Source organism: Marinobacter shunpengi (genome assembly GCF_045449695.1).
GTDB lineage: Bacteria > Pseudomonadota > Gammaproteobacteria > Pseudomonadales > Oleiphilaceae > Marinobacter.
In genome coordinates, this window is the sequence record NZ_JBJJKZ010000016.1 from 1 (window position 1) to 18,461 (window position 18,461).

Consider the following 18,461-nt stretch of genomic DNA (forward strand, 5'->3'; position numbering starts at 1 on the left):
CTGGTGATGACCGCGCCCATCTTCGAAAGTGAGTGGTTACACACCCTGATCACCCTTCTGGCACTGATTACCATGCTCGGCGGTAACCTGCTGGCCCTGTTCCAGCCCAACCTGAAACGCCTGCTGGGCTACTCCTCCATCGCCCACTTCGGCTACCTGATGGTGGCGATCGTGGTGGGCGGCACCATGGCAATGGAAACCACCGGCGTCTACCTGATCACCTACCTGGTCACCACCCTAGCCGCTTTCGGCGTCGTCACCCAGGTTTCCAGCCCCTTCGGCGGCGAAGACGCCGCCGGCCTGCACCACTACCGCGGCCTGTTCTGGCGCCGCCCCTGGCTGGCAGCGGTGATGACCGTCAGCTTCCTGTCCCTGGCCGGCATTCCCCTGACCGCCGGCTTTATCGGCAAGTTCTACGTGATTGCACTGGGTGTGGCGGACAGCCAGTGGTGGCTGGTGGGCGGCATCGTCGCCGGTAGCGCCATCGGGCTGTTCTATTACCTGCGGGTGATGGTGACCCTGTACCTGCCGGAGCCTGGGATGCGTCGTCGGGATGCAACCAATGACTGGGGGAGTAGGGTTGGGGGGCTGACTCTGCTGGTTGTGGCGGTGCTGATTCTGGTGATTGGGGTTTATCCGGCGCCGGTTATTGATTGAGTTGTGGGGTTGTCCGGGGTTTAAGTTAGCGCCCTTAATGGGCGCACGGCGATGCCGAACACTCGACAACAAACTTACAGTGAGAAATAGGAATGGAGCACTTCCTCCCGGCTACTTTCGATAAACAGGTACTCTGCCACCTGTCTGGCAGACTCTGACTCCTGCTTTTCGATGTACTGCCAGACATGGGACTCGAAGTCCGGGTGATTGGCCAGCTTCATGGCCATCAGGTAGTTGGCATCGGCGTCAGCGGAACGCCCGTTCTCTTCCATTAGATCGATAACCCCTGAATAACAGGACTGTTGCCCCGGATAGCCTGCATTCGCAACTTCACGAGCCATGCAGACATACAACTGGTTCCCGGGAGTGTTATTGATCGAAGCAATGGCCTCAGCTTCCTGGACCACACGGTCCATATCGCCCAATTGCAGCAACGCGTTCACCCGAGTATTCCGCGCTGGCAGGAAATCCTTGTCTTTCTCGATGGCCTGACTGGTGAGTTCCAGAACCTGCTGTAACTCGCCCTGATCGGCCCCCGCCTGCATGATCTCCAGGGCTTCTGAGTTCAGTTCCGCTGGAGTCTGGTTCGCATGGGACCCGCAACTGGCAATAGCTAGCAGCATGGTCACAAACAAAAGCTGCTTTCTCATCGTTCCACCCCCATCAATTGGATGACAGTACGGGCGAACTGAGGCATGGGAACGGCTGAACCACTTGAGGAAGAGAAGGTGTAGCTGGCCTCAATCCTTACAGAGTAGGCTGAAGGATCATGGCTTGGCGGGATCATGAAAGAGGCGGATCCGATGGGCGAGTATTCGTCGTCGGCCCAAAGTTCGTTTGCCCCCATCTCGAGGGATCTCTTGATCAGAGTCTCGCCATCGCGAAGCAGCGTAACGTTGCCGTAAAAATTGAAGGCACCACTGTTCGCCGCCAGCTCCATGGGCGCGGAATAACCGGAAGCGCTTACGAAGAGATTGTTTCCCCGAACAGCAACCCATCCCCTGATAAAGAAAGTACCGTTGACCCCAATTCCCTCAACGGGCAGGTAGGAAGCTCGACGGATGGTGAATTCGTTCTTTTCTGGTCGAAACGAATGGAATTTCTGCAGATCGTTTGAGGCAATAATCCATGCTGTCATGGCTACATTCCTTGTCGCTGAGGTGTTGGTTCATTCCTTTTTTACCTGATTTACCGATAGTAGCATACGGATACTGGTCGAAAAGTGACGTCAGGCACGGCGTTACTGGCCGCCAATCGTCGTCGGTCCAGATGGGCTCTACGGTTGTCCTGATATCGGACTTCGAATTCCGTGGCATCCGCCAGCCACATCACATGGACAGACACTCCCGAAAGAAGCCTGAAATTTCTCGCATCGGACAAGGTACCAGAGCCTCGAAATGGGTCTATTGAAGCAACAACTGGATGCGCGGGGCTTTGCGGTGATGTTCGTGCAACACAAGTAAGTCCCCGGGCGTTCCGGAAGAGCCTTTGACTCAGGCCTGTACGGGCACCAGTAGCGTATCGCCTGTAGCAACGAGTTTTTCCACACCGTCGTTGGTCGCATAAAGCTCCGCTGTGCTGAATACCTGCTGGCGCCCCGGTTTGACCACGCGTGCGACCACCCTGAAGCTCTGCCCTTCCGCCGGGCGCAGGCAGCGCACGGTAAACTGGGACGCCAGGACATTCCCGCTGAGTGTGACGGCGGCAAAGCCGCACGCGGTATCGATCAATGCTCCCTGGATACCGGCATGCAGAAAGCCGTTGTATTGTCCGAGCTCTTTTTTCCACTGCAGTTGGAGCTCTACTTCCCCCGGAGTAGCCGAGGTTACTTCAAGAGCCAGCCATTGATTGAATTCTGCGAGACGGGATATGTTCCGGATCCTGCCAAGCAGGTCATCTGTATCGTTCATACCTGTTTCTCCTTGTTGCTATTGAGTAGCGAAACCTTGAATACCGCTTTTGCCGTCGCGCAGAGTGTGCCGTGAGACAGAATCCTTGCCTCGGCGAAACAGAGCGATTGTCCGATGCGTGAAGGCTCAGCTCTTATTTCCAGCCATTCGCCTTTGCGCGCGGTTCCCAGGTAATCGATACTCAGATTGACCGTTACCAGCCCGCCAACATTGTCTATCTGCCGGGCGCAGCTCAGCCCCATCGCGTTGTCCGCCAGTGCGGAGAGAAGACCTCCATGCACGAAGCCCCGGCTATTCACATGGGGTGTGTCGGCGTAGAGCCCCAGATTGAAGGTCCGGTCCGTGGTCGCTGCAAACAGCGGCTCCCAGGGATCGGTCAGGCCACTACGGCGGTCATGACGGGAAAATCCGGCAGGCACTGTCTTGTTGCTGTCCATGGAGTCACCTTCTGTCACTTGAAGTCGTCATTGCGTCTTATGTAGACCAGTCATTATAATTATCAAGATTCAGGGCTACACGCAATGGTGACGAAACCGGGCAGGCGGTTTTCCAGGTGTCAGGGGCGGTTCGAGCGAAGGCTCATCAGGGCAGCGATTTCTTCGGCGGACTCGATAATGGGACTGCAATCTTGCGCTACCCTGGCCTGGATCAGGGAGCCCTCCAGTACAGCTATTGCCAGATTGGCCAGGCGAAACGCGTCGTCTGGTTTTGCGCCGTCGCTGCGCAACATGTCTTCGAATATCCCTCGCCAGGCCGCGAACCCTTCCCGTGCCGCGAGGCTTAGCGCTGCGGACTGCGGCACGGTTTCCAGTATGGTCGTCGCCATCGGGCAGCCATCACGGAATGCAGACCGCTCCATCCATTCTGCCAGAAGCGCTGCGAAGGCCCGTAGCAGAGACGCTGCGGTGGGGTTTTCCCGGCGAAGTTGTTCCAGAGTGTCGACCGCCATCCGGGCAGAAAGCCGCAAGGCTTCCTCGCCCAACTGTTCCTTGCCCTGCGGGAAGTAGTAGTAAAGGGAACCCTTTGGCGCCTTGCTTTCAGCAAGGATCTCGTTCAGACCGGTTTTCGAATAACCATTCTTGCGAAACAGCTTTGCAGCTGCGCGCACGATGTTGAGGCGGTGAACGGAGCTTGCGGGCATACGTCTAATCCTGGGCCGAAAGGAATCGAAGGCTGCAACAGTCTATACGCAAACAGGAGTTCTGGTCGCGAAATGGGCCAAACAATCCGAAGCTGGACTAACCAAACCGGGATTGGGCTAAGCTTGCGACAGAGTAACTGGAACAGGCATTGGGGCGCGAGGATCGACACTCTCAAATGCTGTGTCTCGATGGTTACCGGGTCAGTAGTTGCTATGTCTATCTGTTTATAACAGAAGCCCACGAGCGCCCAAGTAATACTTGGGGTCAGCAGATCTGGTCAAAATCCAGAGCCGACGGTCATAGTCCGGATGAAAGAGATCGTGCATACACAACCCTTATCCTAGATAGAGTTGTTGCATACGCGTTCGCTCTGATTCACTAACTCTTCTTTCATGAGGAAATTATGAATCAGCCTGCTGCAACATTAAGTTATCAAAATCCAAGAGCTACAAAAATTTTGAGAATCGCGATCGTGTCCTCAAGCTGGCACAAGGCGATTGTTGATAATTCCGTGCAAGCAATAAAATCTCATTTTGCTCAAGAAGAAATTTCAGATACTGAAGTCGATACATTTGAAGTTCCTGGTGCATTTGAACTCCCGTTCCACGCTAAAATTCTGGCTCAATCAGGAAAATACAGGGCTATTATTGCTTGTGGCCTTATCACCAATGGTGGCATTTATCGTCATGACTTTGTTTCTTCGGCCGTTATAGATGGTCTTATGCAAGTACAGTTGACATCAGATATCCCAGTTTTTTCTTCTGCGCTTACGCACCATAATTTTCATGAACACGAAGACCATGTTGATTTTTTTGCTCAACACTTCATAGGAAAGGGGAAAGAAGTGGCTCGCGCTTGCCTGGAAACTGTTGCGAGCCTGGAAAAGGTTGCAGATAGCTGCGTTTAAGAAGTGACTGTAGAGGTTGCGAGATGTATTGATTTCCACAACTCCCCCGAGGGGCCTGAAATTTCCGTTAAATATGTCCCTGATTAACCAGCAGGTCCCAGGCGGAGACTCAACCGAGGGCCTCCCGATAGGACACCATTCGCTGTTTGTCTTCATCCCAGAGGGCGTACCGGAAGCAGTCGGCAATGTCCCCGGGTGCAAGGGTGGTCGTCAGCGGTGATTGCAGTTCAGGAATGGCCGCCATCGCTTCGGGAAGGCGGTAGAAGGGAATTCGAACGTTGAGATGGTGAATATGGTGGTAGCCGATATTGCCGGTAAACCACTGCATAACCCGGTTCATACGCATGTAGCTTGATGATTCCAGAGCCCCCCGGTAGTAGCTCCAGGCTTCGGGCGAGGCAATCTGCATGCGCCGGAAACTGTGCTGGGCAAAAAACAGGTAAGACCCCATTGCGGAGGCGAGGGCCATGGGGAGCAGAACGACAAAGAAAGCCAGGCTGAACCCGCCAACTCCCAAAAGCACGGCGATCAAACCGAAATGACTGAGCAGCGCAGTCAGCGAGTCGAGATGTTTGCGTGGGTTCTTCAGGAGGGGCAGCAGCGTGATGTTAATACCGAAAACAACCGGGTAACTGAACACCACCACCAGTGGATTGCGCTGCGCGCGATAAGTGAAACGCTGCCACCACGTTGCGTCCCGCCACATGCGGGCGGTGATCAGAGGAAAAGCCCCCACGGTGGCATCCGTAATCTGTCCCACATGGCCGTGGTGATAATTGTGACTGGCGCGCCAGGAGCGTGTTGGCGCCAGGGCCAGGGCGCCGTAGGCATGGAAGAGCCAGTAGGCAATCCGCGAATCCTTGAGAATCGCGCCGTGCAGGTAGTCGTGAAAGGTGATGAAGGCGCGAACCATCAGCAGGGCGCCCAGCACCGAGAACACCGCTCTGAGGGGCCACCACGGAATCATTCCGGCCAATGTCAGGGCGGCGATCATCAATGCAAAGGTAGAGCAGACATGCCACCAGCTTGTGGCAGCAGACTCCTCAACATAGGGTCTTGTAGCCTCAAGCAGTTCCCGGCCTACCCGGATACCTTCACTGTGCTCAGGCAAGCTGTTATCCGATAACGGAACATTATCCTGGTGCATGGCCTGTCCCTCCCTGTTTCCTATAATGAGATCTTTTGGCAGGTAATTCCAACGACCGAGGGCGGACGTGCCCGGGAGTAGCCAAGTGTCGTCTGGTGACTATCCGGTACTACTTACTGGTTTCCCACCTGCAACGCCCAGACCGGATGCTCAGCGAGCCGCTCTTCCAGAAACGCCACGAACGCCCGCACCCGAGGCGGCACCAGCCGCCGCTGGGGCATCACCGCGTGGATGCCGGTTTCCATTAGCCGGTAGTCCGGCAGCACCACGCTCAGTCGACCGCTGCTCAGGTGCTCGTGGATATGCCACACCGAGTGCTGGGCGATACCCAGACCACCGAGCACCGCCTCGGTGAGCATTTCGCCCTGATTGCTGCGTATGCGACCGCCTACCTGTACCGCCTCGCTTTGCCCCTGGTCGTCGGTGAGGTGCCAGACGTCCTGCCGCCGTCGGCTGCTGGAGAGCACCAGGCATTGGTGGTCAGCGAGGTTGGCGGGACGTTGCGGGGTGCCGTGGCGTTCCAGGTAGCCGGGGGCGGCGCACAACACCCGCCGGTCGTCGGCCAGGCGCCGGGCCACCAGGCTGGAATCCTCCAGAACACCGATACGAATGCCCAGGTCATAGCCTTCACCAACCAGATCCACTACCTGGTCGGTGAGGCTAACGTGTACATCGAGCCGGGGATAGCGGTTCAGGAAGTCCGGCAGCAATGGCGAGATGTACTGCCGCCCAAAGGAGTGGGGCATGGTGACACGCAGGGTGCCGGTGACGTTTTCGGCGCTGCCGCGCAGGTCCTGGGTGAGCGCTTCCAGGCCCTCTACAAGGTCGCGGCCCTGTTCCGCCAGTGCCAGGCCTTCCGGGGTCGGGTGCAGGCGCCGGGTGGTACGGTGCAGCAGCCGTACGTTGAGGCCCTTTTCAAGGCGCTGCAGGCGCTGGCTGGCAACCGCCACCGACAGATCAAGGCTGCGGGCGGCGGCGCTGATGGATCCCAGATCCACCACGCGCAGAAACAGGGCGATATCGCTCAGACGGTCCATGGCGGGCACATTATCAATGAAACCTTGAAAGTGATTGAAGATACTAAAGGTATCATGGAGACCACGCCGGGCCTAGTATGCGGGTCATCAATCTCTGATGGACGTTACGATGACTGCTTCAACCTCTTCGCGCCCCGTGCCTTGGGCGCTGTATGCGCTGACCGTCGGTGCCTTCGGCATCGGCACCACCGAATTCGTGATCATGGGTGTGCTGGAACAAGTGGCCGCTGACCTGAACGTGAGCATCGGCCGCGCCGGCCTGCTGATCTCCGGCTACGCCCTGGGCGTGTTCGTGGGCGCGCCGCTGCTCACCATCGCCAGCGCCCGCTGGCCGCGTAAGACGGTGCTGGTGGCGCTGATGGTTATTTTTACGCTGGGTAATCTGGCCTGCGCGTTGGCGCTGAACTATCCCATGCTGATGGCCGCCCGGGTAGCGACCTCCCTGGCGCACGGCACCTTTTTCGGTGTTGGCTCGGTGGTCGCCACCGGCCTGGTGGCGCCGGACAAGCGGGCCGGCGCCATTGCCATCATGTTCACCGGCATGACCGTGGCGACGCTGCTGGGTGTGCCCGCCGGCGCCTGGCTGGGGCACGAATACGGCTGGCGTGCCACTTTCTGGGCGGTCACTGGCGTGGGTGTGCTGGCGACCCTGGTGATCGCTCTCATGGTGCCCCGCGATAGTGGCGGCGGCGAAGAAACGGGCTGGCGCGACAGTCTGGCGGTGATCGGCCGACCGACAGTGCTGTTGGGGCTGCTGATGACGGTGCTCGGCTTCGCCGGGGTGTTCACCGTGTTCACCTATATCCAGCCGATCCTGACCAGCATCGCCGGCTTCTCCCAGGATGCAGTGTCGCTGATCCTGCTGGTGTTCGGGGTCGGCATGATCACAGGGAACCTGCTCGGCGGCCGTCTTGCCGACCGGGGGCTGGCGCCGGCTCTGCTGATCACCCTCGCGGGTCTGGCCGCGGTCCTCGGACTGTTCGCTTTCGCGCTCGGCCATCAATGGGCGACGGTAGCCTTCGTGGGTCTGTTGGGTGTAGCCAGCTTTGCCACGGTGGCGCCTTTGCAGCTGTGGGTACTGAACCGGGCAACGGGCGCAGCCAGCCTGGCGTCGAGCTTCAATATCGGGGCGTTCAACCTGGGCAACGCCCTGGGCGCCGGATTGGGCGGTGTGGTGATCGAGCAGGGTGGCGGCTTTACCGCAGTGCCCGGCGCCGCCGCCCTGGTGACTCTGACCGGGCTGGCAGTGGCCGCCTGGGCCATCAAGCGAGAGCGGGGCGAGGCCATGCGGCCCCTCCCGCCACTTGTCTGCGACCAGGAGCAAGTGTGATGGAATATCGTTATCTGGGACGGTCCGGTTTCAAAGTGCCGGCACTGGGCTTCGGGGCCGGCACCTTTGGTGGTAAGGGGCCGCTGTTCAGCGCCTGGGGCAATACCGACGTGGCGCAAGCGAAGCGGCTTATCGACATCTGCCTGGACGCTGGCGTCAATCTGTTCGATTCTGCGGATGTCTATTCCGACGGCGCCTCGGAGACGATTCTTGGCGAGGCGATCAAAGGCCGCCGCGACCGGGTGATTGTGTCCACCAAAATGTCGCTGCGCAGCGGAGAGGACGTCAACGACGCCGGCAGTTCCCGCCATCACCTGATCCGCGCCACCGAGCGGGCGCTGAAGCGGTTGGGAACAGACTATATCGATGTGCTGCAGCTGCATCATTTCGACGCCATGACGCCGGTGGAAGACGTCATGTCGGCCCTGGATGATCTGGTGCGGGCCGGCAAGGTACGCTACCTGGGGGCTTCCAATTTCTCTGGCTGGCAGCTGATGAAGTCCCAGAGCGTCGCGGAGCGTTATGGCTATGCGCGCTTCGTGGCGAACCAGACGTACTACTCCCTGGTGGGCAGGGATTACGAGTGGGAACTGATGCCGCTGGGGCAGGATCAGGGCCTGGGCGCCCTGGTGTGGAGCCCACTGGGCTGGGGCCGCCTGACCGGCAGGATCCGTCGTGACCAGCCGCTACCCGCCGGCAGCCGTCTTCACGAGACCGAAGGATTCGCGCCGCCGGTACCGAACGAACGACTCTATCGGGTGCTGGACGTACTTTTCGAGATCGCCGAAGAAGTCGGCAAGACCGTGCCACAGGTGGCGATTAACTGGTTGCTGCGACGTCCGACCGTGTCGTCGGTTCTGATTGGTGCACGGGATGAAACCCAGTTAAAGCAGAATCTCGGCGCGGTCGGCTGGTCGCTTGACGAATCCCAGGTCGCACGTCTGGACGTGGCGAGTGCAGTAACCCCGCCCTATCCCTACTATCCCTACTGGAACGGCCAGTTCGCCGAACGCAATCCGCCACCGGTATGACTCTTCGAATTCCATGGCTTCCGTCAGGTCCAGGATAGGGACAATCACATTCAACTGACACCTGGCACCCTGTCGATCAGGCAGCGCTCCATGCGACTACAGGGTGTAAGCAATGATTCAGGAGGATAAGCCCATGAGAAAAGTGATTGTCGGTGCCATGGTTTCACTGGATGGCGTTATGCAGGCACCCGGCGGCCCCCAGGAAGACCCGACAGGCGGTTTCAGCTACGGCGGCTGGGTGGCGCCGATGGTGGATGAGGTGTTCGGCGAGGAGATCGACAGGCTGTTCAGTCCGCCATTCGACCTGCTGCTCGGACGGAAGACGTATGAGATCTTTGCGGCGCACTGGCCATATGCCGAGGGTGGGCCGGATGATTCCATCGCCAGAGCCTTCAATTCCATCAACAAGTACGTTGCAACCCGGAAGGGGCGGGAGCTGACCTGGAAGGGCTCGGTGGCCCTCCGGGATGCGGCATCGGACGTTGCCAGGCTGAAGCAGGAGGATGGGCCGGCACTGGTCACACAGGGCAGCACTGACCTGATCCATACGCTGCTTGCGAGTGGTCTTGTCGACGAGATCAACCTGTTCATGTTTCCGGTGGTGCTCGGAGCGGGCAAGAAACTGTTTGATGATGGCGCGAAGGCGACGGAGTTCAGGCTTACCACCAGTCGGGTGTCGCCCAACGGTGTTGTGATCGCGCATTATGTGCGGGACGGCGCGGTGGCAACCGGCGACTTTGCCATGGATCCTCCCACGCCGGCGGAACTGGCTCGGCGTGAGAAGATGCAGCGGGAGGACGGAGAATAGGGGCAGTCACCCTCAGGAAAAGCATGAGCTCGCTCACGTCGTCCACTCTAACCGGGGGCGAGGCTCAAGGTACCGTGATAAAATGCACCATCTGCCCCTGACACAATAGTAGTCCGGCAATCAGCCGAGCCAGATATTATTCCATATGCCTGAATGGAGGAGGGTTTATGGTCCTGAGGTTTTCGGCAAAAGGCAAGCCCGCATCGGCTTTCAAGGAAGAGGTCCAGGCTTTTTACGAGGCCACTTCTACCCGAGTGGACTATGCGCCCCTTGGCGAGACGCTGCCGTTCGTGGATTTGCATATTCGCCCGCTATCGGGCGGCCTTTGTGTGCTTGAGGCAAAGTCATCACCTTATGTGAACCGTCTGCTCGGCGCTTCTGAGCGGGATGCCGATATGCTGAAGCTGGGCCTCACGCTCAAAGGCAGGGTGTGCTCCGGGCAGGCCGGTATCCGCTCTTATACCGATGCCAATGTCGGTAACGCTGTCATGCTTGCCGCTGATAAAACCGCTTTCATTAGCGCGGCAAAAAACAGCCATACCTTGGAGATTGCCGTTCCACGCGAGAGACTGGCCCCCCGGCTCGGCAAGCTTGACCGGGCATTGCGGTATGGCCTCGAAAACTCGCCCGAACTCCGATTGCTCCGGACTTACGTGGCCTCCTTGCTGCATGAGGAGGCTGACTATGAAGCCAGTACGGAAGCGAGCATCAGTTCACACCTGTACGACCTGCTGAACCTGCTGCTCAGTGGAGCAAAAGAAGAAACGGAACTTGCCCAACAGCGGGGCGGTCGTGCTGCCCGGCTTACCGCCATCAAATCCGATATCGCCACCAACCTGGGAAACCCCGCATTATCCATTGACTGGATTGCCAGACGACATGGTATTGGCAAGCGCTTTGTTCGTAATCTTTTCTATGGGGAAAACACCAACTTCACAGACTATGTCCTGGGTATGAGGCTCGACCTGGCATGCTCCCTGTTGACCTCTCCCTGCCACGACAGACGCTCCATCACCGCCATTGCACTGGAAGCAGGCTTTGGCGATATTTCCTGGTTCAACCGGACATTTCGCCGCCGTTTCTCCATAACGCCGAAAGAAATGCGTGAAAAGGCGAAATCGGACATGGGCCATTCGCAGGCTTTCTGACTCTCTTCTTCCAGGCGCCTTTTCCAGGGGCTTATAGTCCCACCCCATCCTCCAAGCCATGCGGCTGTGGCTTTCTTTACCCTGATCAGCGGTACGTACCAAACCAGGACAGCGGGACTCGCCCGCCTTTTACGATGGATTTATGGAGAGCGGTATGAATAACAGGACAACAATACTCTCACGCATTCTTCTGTTGGGCAGCGCCTTGCTATTGGCGCTGCAACTGACCGCGTGTGGGGGCAGCAGTAGCGGCGGATCAACCACATCGGGTACTGACACCGATAACAACGGTGATAACGGCGGCAGTGGCGGCAACACCAGCGATAGCAGTGATGAAAACGATAGCAGTGACGACACCCCTGCATCCCTTGGCAATGTGGAACGTTACGCGCTGGTGACTTCCTACAATAACCAATCCCTGTCGAGCTACGCGGTGCACGCCGACAGCGGCATGATGCGGCTGGCCGACAAGATCCCCAACAACTCGAGTGCCGTTTCCGTTGCCCTGCGCCCAGGCCATGACGAAACCCTGGTACTGTCGAGCGGTGCCGCCTACCATTACACGCTAGACGCACGCGGACAACTGACAAGCAAGAACAGCCTGCCACTGGGAAACGACCTGAGGGATGTGGTGATACATCCTTCCGGCCAGTCACTGTATATCGCCGACCATAATGATATGGGCCTTTACCAGCTCACCTTCGATGACGATGGTGAGCTGGAAGAAATGCCGAACAATTTTGTTGGTCCGGATTATCTGGGGGCCGGTTATGTGGATCTGGCCATGGGCAGCAATGGCCAACAGGTTTACGCAGCCGACAATGCCCAGGACAGCATCAGCCGCTTTGATGTGGCGTCCGATGGCTCACTCACCTATGTAGACAGCATTGCCGCCGGTGATGGCCCCTGGCGAATGGCGCTTCATGCCGATACACAAACCCTCTACGCCATCAATCGTCTTGACGGCACCCTGTCCCAATACCGCATTCAGGAGGGCGGCAGCCTCGAATTCCTGGGGCTGGCCGACGATGGCGGGGAGAATATTTTTGAAGTCGGGCAGCTTGAAGGAGTATCGCTGGATAACAGCGGTCAGTTTCTTTATGTCTCAGACAATACCAACGACAAAGTCTGGCAGTTCGGCATCACCGACGATGGCACTCTGGAACCGCTGCCCGGCTATGCCATTGACGTGGATAGCGCCGTATCTCCTGGTAATCTGATGGCCAGCCCAACCAGCGACCGAATGTATCTGGCAGACCATAACGCCGGTGCCATACTCACCTTTGACATCGGCGAAGATGGCACCCTGTCGCCTGCCACCCCGAACCGTCTGCCAGTGGATGGCTTCCCGACCGATATGGTGTTCACCACGGGCGAGGCGCTGACAGCCCACAACACCGCCGCCTATGTGGTCAATAGCGGTAACGACAATATCAGCCAGTTCCTGATGGACGACGACGGCACGATGACTGCGCTGGGAGACACCAACCCTCTGACCGGTGACAACCCCAGCGCCATCGCCACCCATCCCACCGGCAAGTATCTTTATGTGGCCAACACCAACGACAACACGGTATCCCAGTTCCGTCGCGCTACTGCCATCCATGTGGACAAGGAGGAGGATGAACTGGTGGCCATTGATGTTCCTGTCGCAACCGATCTTGAACCCGTAGCGCTGGCGGTACACCCCTCCGGTAACTTTCTCTATGTGATCAGCAAACACAACAACACCGTCAGTCTCCACAACATCAATAGTTATGGAGCCTTGAGTGAATACCAGCAGTATCCCGTGGGGCACATTGATCCGGTTGACCTGAGCATTGACCCCACCGGTCGTTACCTCTGGGCCGTCAATAACGATGACCCAGCCCTGATTGTGCCATTTGCAATTGACACTCTGGACGGCTCCCTGACCAAACTGGATGTCAAGCCGACAATAGCCAACGCCAGAGCCATTGCGGTCAGCGCCGATGGTCAGACGCTGTATACCGCAGGCAATGGGCTGGAAAAATTTCTGGTGGATGATGACGGCTCACTCGCTTCGGAGGGCACCATGGCCGGAAACGGCGGTATTCATCTTCTGATGTCCCCCGCCCATACTCTTTACGCCGTGAATGAAGTGGCACAGTCCATTGCCTGGCTCAGTGAGGAAGCAGGCTTTGACGGCCTTATAACCGATTCGGTACCTGCCGGGCCGGGTCTCGCCCCCAACGGCCAGCAGTTGTTGCTCGCCTTGAAGGGCAATCAGATGGTGTCTCGTTTCAACGTTGCCGGAGATGGCTCGCTCACTGCGGTGGAATCGATCGCCGTTGGCAACCTGCCTGTTGATGTATCCATCGTCGGCTACACCGAGTAGGACAGTGATTACCGGGTCCGGGCAACCCTGTTGCCCGGACCCGCTCACGTCGTCCACTTCAACGGAGCGCGGGGATCCGGCTCGTACGCGAAGTAGGTGCCGGTCCGTATGGTCCGTGTCAGGTGTTCGCCCAGACGGGGGTGGTGCCGGGCGATTCGGTCAAGGGCGTAGCGCAGCGAGCGGGTCGCGCCGGTGCGGGCCCGCTCCACGCCGTCGCCGACGGTCCGGGCCCGGTGGTTCAGGCCGACGCCGCGGCGCAGTTCGTCCACCAGAAACTCGCGATCGGCACGGGCGAGTTCAGCGCGGCGGAAATCGTTCTGGCTCTCGGCGTCCTCGATGTCCTCTTCCACCTCCGCCAGCCGCTGCCGGTAGGCCTCGCGGGCCTTTGAGTCGAACACTTCCAGGCCACACTGCGCCGCCATACGGGGCGCGTCCGATGTCGTATTGGAAGGAAGGGCGCCGCGTTCCACCGCCACCAGGTCCAGCACGTGGAACTCCCGCCCCGGCTCCGCCAGCAGCCGTTCCAGGTAACGCATGCCCTTGAGGTCTTTCAGGCGCACGGTGCCGCCGCCGAAAGTCACCGTCCGCATCTCTCCCTCGCAACGGAAGACGCCATGCTTGGTGTCGGTGGACGCTTGTTTCGATATCGATGGTTCCTGTTGGCGGGCCAGTTCCGCCCAGGGTTTTGCGTTGAGATCCTCAAGCGTCCGGCAGGCGGCCTCCAGCTCCATGTCCGCTGTCTGCTCGTCGCCCGCGAGCCGGTGCGCCGCAGCCAGCACAAAACGCAGGCTTGCGGCATCGTAGGGCATTCGCAGTTCGGCCCACTCCATGACGGCTTCGGTGAGCAGCCGGATGGCGTCGTTCGCCCGACCGTCGCTGAGCGCCAGTCGACCCAATGCGGCCAGCGAGGAGTTCTGAAATGTGCGGCTTTGGTATTTCCCGGCGATGTCGGCCAGCTCGGTGGCGGCGGCGCGAGCGTCGTCATCCTTGCCGGCCGCCAGCGCGATAACCACCTGGGCTTCAAGCAGGGGGGCCCGCTGGAGGCTGCCCGAGGGGGGGCGTTCCTTGGAGGGGATATCGAAGGGGTGCTCAAGCGCCGTGTCGATCATCGAGGCGGCTTCGTCGACCCGTCCCTGTGCCAACCGGAGTAGGGCGAGCCCGGGCTGCGGCAGCCAGGCGTTCTGGTGGGCTGCCAGGAAAGCTTCTTCGGCGCCAGCGAAATCGCCCTTGCGCAGCCGTGCATTGCCCAGCTCGGTCAGCGGCCAACCGAATTCCCGCCGCATCCAGGGGCGCAGCTCCTCACAGGCCTGCAGCGCCTCTTCCTCCGCGGCGTCGCAAGGCCCCCGCAACCGCATGATTTCCGCCCGGTGTACCCGGCAGCGGCCATTGAGCCCCCCGAATGCGGCCCCCTGGCGCCAGCGCTCCATGGCTTCGGTCCATTCCTCGGCGCGGTCATGGTGACCGATCCACTGCATCGCGCAGATCACCTCGCACCACATCTGCCCGGCGGTCAGGGGATCGAGATGACCAGCGCTCAGTTCCACAGCGACATCATCGAGCGAGCTCAGGCCTTCATCGACGTCGCCGTTGTAGATGCTAACCCTTGCCAGGGCCACCTGGCCGATAATGGCAGGCGGTGCCACACCGTGCCGGTGCCCTTCATCCATGGCCCGCCGGGCCCACTGTCCAGTGCCTGGCATATCGCCACACATCAGGCGTTCGTAGGTCCGCACGGCGGCGAGCCATGCCCACACCGGGCTGTCAGGCGCATCATCCACCAGGCGTTCCGCCCGCGACAGCCAGGCACGTACGGTGGCCATCAACCCGGTATCCATCATCAGGTACATGCCCACCATAACCGCGGCAAACGCCGCCGCGTGGGTGTCGCCCCCATCCAGGTGAAAGCGGTAGAGCTCACCATACGCGGTCAGCGTGCCTTCCAGGTCGCCGCTCCCGTAGGCCGCCTGGGCCCGCAGCTCCAACAGCTCGGCGGATGGCGCAACGGACAGAGCGGCGAGCCTGTCCCTTGCCCCGGCGAAGTCGCCGGCGTCAAGCGCGGCCTGTATCGGAGAAAGGTCCGCATCCTCCATCACTCAACCCTCCCTGTTCCAATGTAACAAGGATTGTTACGCCCATAAGGGTAGGTGCCCGGAGCACCTGTCCAACCCCCCAAGGAAAAGGAGCAACTGCCATGAGCGAAACCCTTTATGACAGACTCGGCGGCCAAGCCGGTATCGACAAGCTTGTAAACCGCATTGTCGACCTGCACCTCCAGAATAACGTTGCCGGCCCCAGGTACCGGGCCCTGACCGAGGAGGCAACGGACCATGCCCGCGAAAAGGTCAAGGAGTTTCTCGCGGCCGGTTCCGGCGGCCCCGTGGAGTACACGGGCCGGTCAATGCTGGAGACGCATACCGGAATGAACGTCAGTGCGGCCGAATTTGTGGCCGTGGTCGACGATATCATGCAGGCCATGAACGAGATGGACTACCCGGGCCCGGTCTGCGATGAAGTCCTGGGTATTGCCTATTCCCTGAAGGACGAAATCATTCACAAGTAGGGAACGGCGCTTGTCCGTTTGCAGCACAGGCGGGAGTGGGCACGGGGTGTTGCGTTGTCCCCCGGAGTCCCATTCCCGTTTCCAACACTCATCCCGGCACAATCATCATAGTCGACATTCCGTAGGGGCAAAAGGTATGGGGGAGGCGAGCCAGTTCCCACGTGCTCGCCCGACGTCCGATAGACAGATAATGACTGTCTTAAACGTCACTTGCGGTTTTTACGTTCTCCGCTCCTGTCCCAGGTCTATCACTCCAGCAACGACACCCCAAGCTTCATCGCCGTTTCCGTCACCACCTCCACCGGCTGTGCATAGCCGCTCTCCATCCAGTACAGGGCAATGTGGATAACGCCTCCGAGTATGCCGGCCTGCAGCATTTCGTCGAAGTGCTGGCCGGGCTGGGCGAGGGCCCTGGTCATGTCTTTGCTGCTGGCGTGGAGGGCGCGCTCGATGGCCCGGTCGACTTCGGGGCTGATGCCGCGGATGTCGATCAGCATCAGGCGCGCCAGGTTGGGTTCGTCCTTCAGGAACTGGAAGTAGGCGCGCAGCATTGCCCGGCTGCGTTCCAGCGGGTCACTGCCGGCGGCTTCCGCAGCCGCCATGTTGAGGTCACGCACCCGTTGGGCGGCCTGCTCGTAGCAGGCGATCAGCAGCTCGTCGCTGTGGTTGAAGGATTCGTAGAAGTACCGCTGGGTCAGCCCCGCCGCGTCACATACCTGCTTGACCCCGGAATGCCGGTAGCCGTTGCAGCCATATACCCTGGTGGCGGCATCAATCAGCAGGCGACGGCGCTCTGCGCGGCGCTCCTCCACATCGGCACCACGATATCGTCTTCTGGTACTGGTCGGCGTAGTCATGGGCACCATTCTGACAACAGGGATTGCCAAATCCTACCTGACAATCTAGATTGTCACCATTGCCCCATTCACGGGATAACAACATGAACAGCACACAAGAACAATTCCAACCCTCACCGCTGGACGTCCTGATCATTGGTGCCGGCCTGTCCGGAATTGGCGCCGCCCATGCCCTGACAGACCAGTGCCCCGACAAGCGCTACCTCATCCTTGAGCGCCGCCGGGCCATTGGCGGTACCTGGGACCTGTTCCGTTACCCGGGCATCCGCTCCGACTCGGACATGTACACCCTGAGCTACAGCTACAAACCCTGGACGGGACGCAAGGCCATTGCCGACGGCCCGGACATCAAGCGCTATATCGAGGAGCTGGCCGAAGAGTCCGGCGCCATCCACAATATCCGTTTCCAGCGCCGCGTGGTGTCTGCCAGCTGGTCCAGCGAGGACGCGTTGTGGACCGTCACCGCCATGGCCACCGACGAGGCCGGCCACGAGCACGAGGAGCAGTACAAGGCCCGCTTCCTGTCCTCCTGCTCCGGTTACTACAGCTATGACGAAGGTCATCGGCCTGCTTTCCCGGAAGAAGATGCGTTCGAGGGGCAGATCATCCACCCGCAGTTCTGGCCGGAAGATCTCGATTACACCGGCAAGCGTGTGGTGGTCATCGGCAGCGGCGCCACCGCCGTCACCCTGGTGCCGGCCATGACAGAGAAAGCGGCCCATGTGACCATGCTGCAGCGTTCACCCAGCTACGTGGTGTCCCGCCCGCAGACCGATGGCATTGCCCAGTCCCTGCAGACCGTGCTGCCCCTGCCACTCGCCCACCGGGCCACTCGCTGGAAAAACGTGCTGTTAGGCTCGTTCTTCTATGGCATTGCCCGCAAAAAGCCGGAAATGTTCAAACAACGGCTGATCCACATGGCGCAGACCCAGGTGGGCAATGACGTCGACATGAAGCACTTCTCCCCCAGCTACAAGCCCTGGGATCAGCGCCTGTGCGCGGTGCCGGACGGAGACCTGTTCCACAACCTGCGGGCCAGGCGGGCGTCCATGGTGACCGATACCATCGAGCGCTTTACCCCCAAGGGCATCCTGCTCAGCTCCGGGGAGGAGCTGGAAGCCGACATCATCGTGACTGCCACTGGCCTGAAGCTCAATGCCCTGGGCGACGTGACGCTGACGGTGGATGGTGAACCAATCGCCTTTGGCGACTGCATGTCCTACAAGGGCATGATGCTCAGCGACATTCCCAACATGATCGTAACCTTCGGGTATACCAACGCCTCCTGGACCCTCAAAGCAGAACTGACCTCCGACTATACCTGTCGGCTGCTGCGTTACATGGACCGCAAGGGCCACCGCGTGGCCGTGCCGCGACGGGATCCAACGGTGGGCGACCGGCCGTTCCTGGATTTCACGTCGGGCTATGTGATGAGGGCCGCTGATATCCTGCCAAGGCAGGGCGACCGTGCACCCTGGCAGGTACATCAGAATTACCTGAAGGACAAGCTCACCATCCAGTACAGCCGTATCGACGACGGCGTCCTGCAGTTCAAATAAGGCCCCATCGTG

General features: G+C 59.6%; 18 protein-coding genes. 9 read left to right on the plus strand and 9 right to left on the minus strand.

The genetic code is table 11. The features are described 5' to 3' along the window. Positions 1 to 657: NADH-quinone oxidoreductase subunit N (locus ACJO2E_RS14600; protein WP_406964791.1), on the plus strand; the 657-nt coding region annotated here is incomplete at its 5' end. A gap of 74 nt (positions 658 to 731) precedes the next feature. Here ACJO2E_RS14600 and ACJO2E_RS14605 read toward each other — a convergent pair. The 5 genes from ACJO2E_RS14605 to ACJO2E_RS14625 form a co-directional block, all read right to left on the minus strand. Then, on the minus strand, positions 732 to 1,307 hold the full coding sequence (locus ACJO2E_RS14605) for a hypothetical protein (RefSeq protein WP_406964792.1): 576 nt from the start codon (positions 1,305 to 1,307) through the stop codon (positions 732 to 734). After that, positions 1,304 to 1,795, minus strand: a complete 492-nt coding sequence (locus ACJO2E_RS14610) for a hypothetical protein (protein ID WP_406964793.1) — start codon at positions 1,793 to 1,795, stop codon at positions 1,304 to 1,306. The genes ACJO2E_RS14605 and ACJO2E_RS14610 overlap by 4 nt, the downstream gene beginning before the upstream one ends. Before the next feature lie 355 nt (positions 1,796 to 2,150). Next, entirely contained in the window at positions 2,151 to 2,567 is a 417-nt protein-coding gene (locus tag ACJO2E_RS14615; protein ID WP_406964794.1) for a PaaI family thioesterase, read from the minus strand. Next, positions 2,564 to 3,004 (minus strand): PaaI family thioesterase, encoded by a 441-nt coding sequence (locus tag ACJO2E_RS14620; RefSeq protein ID WP_406964795.1) that lies wholly within the window; start codon positions 3,002 to 3,004, stop codon positions 2,564 to 2,566. The genes ACJO2E_RS14615 and ACJO2E_RS14620 overlap by 4 nt, the downstream gene beginning before the upstream one ends. Positions 3,005 to 3,123: 119 nt before the next feature. Beyond that, complete coding sequence (locus tag ACJO2E_RS14625) at positions 3,124 to 3,708, minus strand: TetR/AcrR family transcriptional regulator (protein ID WP_406964796.1); 585 nt, start codon at positions 3,706 to 3,708, stop codon at positions 3,124 to 3,126. Between the two features lie 404 nt (positions 3,709 to 4,112). Here ACJO2E_RS14625 and ACJO2E_RS14630 point away from each other — a divergent pair, with 404 nt between their 5' ends. Continuing rightward, positions 4,113 to 4,616 (plus strand): 6,7-dimethyl-8-ribityllumazine synthase, encoded by a 504-nt coding sequence (locus tag ACJO2E_RS14630; protein ID WP_406964797.1) that lies wholly within the window; start codon positions 4,113 to 4,115, stop codon positions 4,614 to 4,616. A gap of 109 nt (positions 4,617 to 4,725) precedes the next feature. Here ACJO2E_RS14630 and ACJO2E_RS14635 read toward each other — a convergent pair whose 3' ends face one another. Together ACJO2E_RS14635 and ACJO2E_RS14640 are read right to left on the minus strand one after the other, a co-directional pair. Beyond that, entirely contained in the window at positions 4,726 to 5,727 is a 1,002-nt protein-coding gene (locus ACJO2E_RS14635) for a fatty acid desaturase family protein (protein ID WP_406964798.1), read from the minus strand. A 149-nt stretch (positions 5,728 to 5,876) separates the two neighbouring features. Further along, the gene (locus ACJO2E_RS14640) at positions 5,877 to 6,800 is read right to left on the minus strand and encodes a LysR family transcriptional regulator (RefSeq protein WP_406964799.1); all 924 of its coding nucleotides are present in this window, start codon (positions 6,798 to 6,800) and stop codon (positions 5,877 to 5,879) included. A gap of 109 nt (positions 6,801 to 6,909) precedes the next feature. Between ACJO2E_RS14640 and ACJO2E_RS14645 the strand changes: the two genes are divergently transcribed. The 5 genes from ACJO2E_RS14645 to ACJO2E_RS14665 all read left to right on the plus strand — a co-directional run bounded on the left by ACJO2E_RS14645 (position 6,910) and on the right by ACJO2E_RS14665 (position 13,473). Continuing rightward, a complete protein-coding gene (locus ACJO2E_RS14645) occupies positions 6,910 to 8,130 on the plus strand; it encodes an MFS transporter (protein WP_406964801.1) in 1,221 nt (406 codons plus the stop codon). Beyond that, positions 8,130 to 9,161: an aldo/keto reductase gene (locus ACJO2E_RS14650; protein WP_406964803.1), complete on the plus strand. Its 1,032-nt coding sequence runs from the start codon at positions 8,130 to 8,132 to the stop codon at positions 9,159 to 9,161. The genes ACJO2E_RS14645 and ACJO2E_RS14650 overlap by 1 nt, the downstream gene beginning before the upstream one ends. A gap of 133 nt (positions 9,162 to 9,294) precedes the next feature. Continuing rightward, positions 9,295 to 9,969, plus strand: coding sequence for a dihydrofolate reductase family protein (locus ACJO2E_RS14655; RefSeq protein WP_406964804.1), 675 nt, complete (start codon positions 9,295 to 9,297; stop codon positions 9,967 to 9,969). Positions 9,970 to 10,136: 167 nt separating this feature from the next. Further along, a complete protein-coding gene (locus ACJO2E_RS14660; protein WP_406964805.1) occupies positions 10,137 to 11,117 on the plus strand; it encodes a helix-turn-helix domain-containing protein in 981 nt (326 codons plus the stop codon). 154 nt (positions 11,118 to 11,271) lie between these two features. Then, on the plus strand, positions 11,272 to 13,473 hold the full coding sequence (locus ACJO2E_RS14665; protein WP_406964806.1) for a lactonase family protein: 2,202 nt from the start codon (positions 11,272 to 11,274) through the stop codon (positions 13,471 to 13,473). 44 nt (positions 13,474 to 13,517) lie between these two features. Here ACJO2E_RS14665 and ACJO2E_RS14670 read toward each other — a convergent pair whose 3' ends face one another. Further along, positions 13,518 to 15,563, minus strand: a complete 2,046-nt coding sequence (locus ACJO2E_RS14670) for a tetratricopeptide repeat protein (RefSeq protein ID WP_406964807.1) — start codon at positions 15,561 to 15,563, stop codon at positions 13,518 to 13,520. Positions 15,564 to 15,664: 101 nt separating this feature from the next. Between ACJO2E_RS14670 and ACJO2E_RS14675 the strand changes: the two genes are divergently transcribed. After that, on the plus strand, positions 15,665 to 16,033 hold the full coding sequence (locus ACJO2E_RS14675) for a truncated hemoglobin (protein ID WP_406964808.1): 369 nt from the start codon (positions 15,665 to 15,667) through the stop codon (positions 16,031 to 16,033). Between the two features lie 248 nt (positions 16,034 to 16,281). Here the strand turns inward: ACJO2E_RS14675 and ACJO2E_RS14680 are convergent, their stop codons facing one another. After that, positions 16,282 to 16,890 carry a TetR/AcrR family transcriptional regulator gene (locus ACJO2E_RS14680; RefSeq protein ID WP_406964809.1) on the minus strand — a complete coding sequence of 203 codons (609 nt, stop codon included), beginning with the start codon at positions 16,888 to 16,890 and terminating at the stop codon, positions 16,282 to 16,284. Between the two features lie 83 nt (positions 16,891 to 16,973). Here ACJO2E_RS14680 and ACJO2E_RS14685 point away from each other — a divergent pair, with 83 nt between their 5' ends. Beyond that, on the plus strand, positions 16,974 to 18,449 hold the full coding sequence (locus tag ACJO2E_RS14685) for a flavin-containing monooxygenase (protein ID WP_406964810.1): 1,476 nt from the start codon (positions 16,974 to 16,976) through the stop codon (positions 18,447 to 18,449). The last annotated feature ends 12 nt before the right edge of the window (positions 18,450 to 18,461 follow it).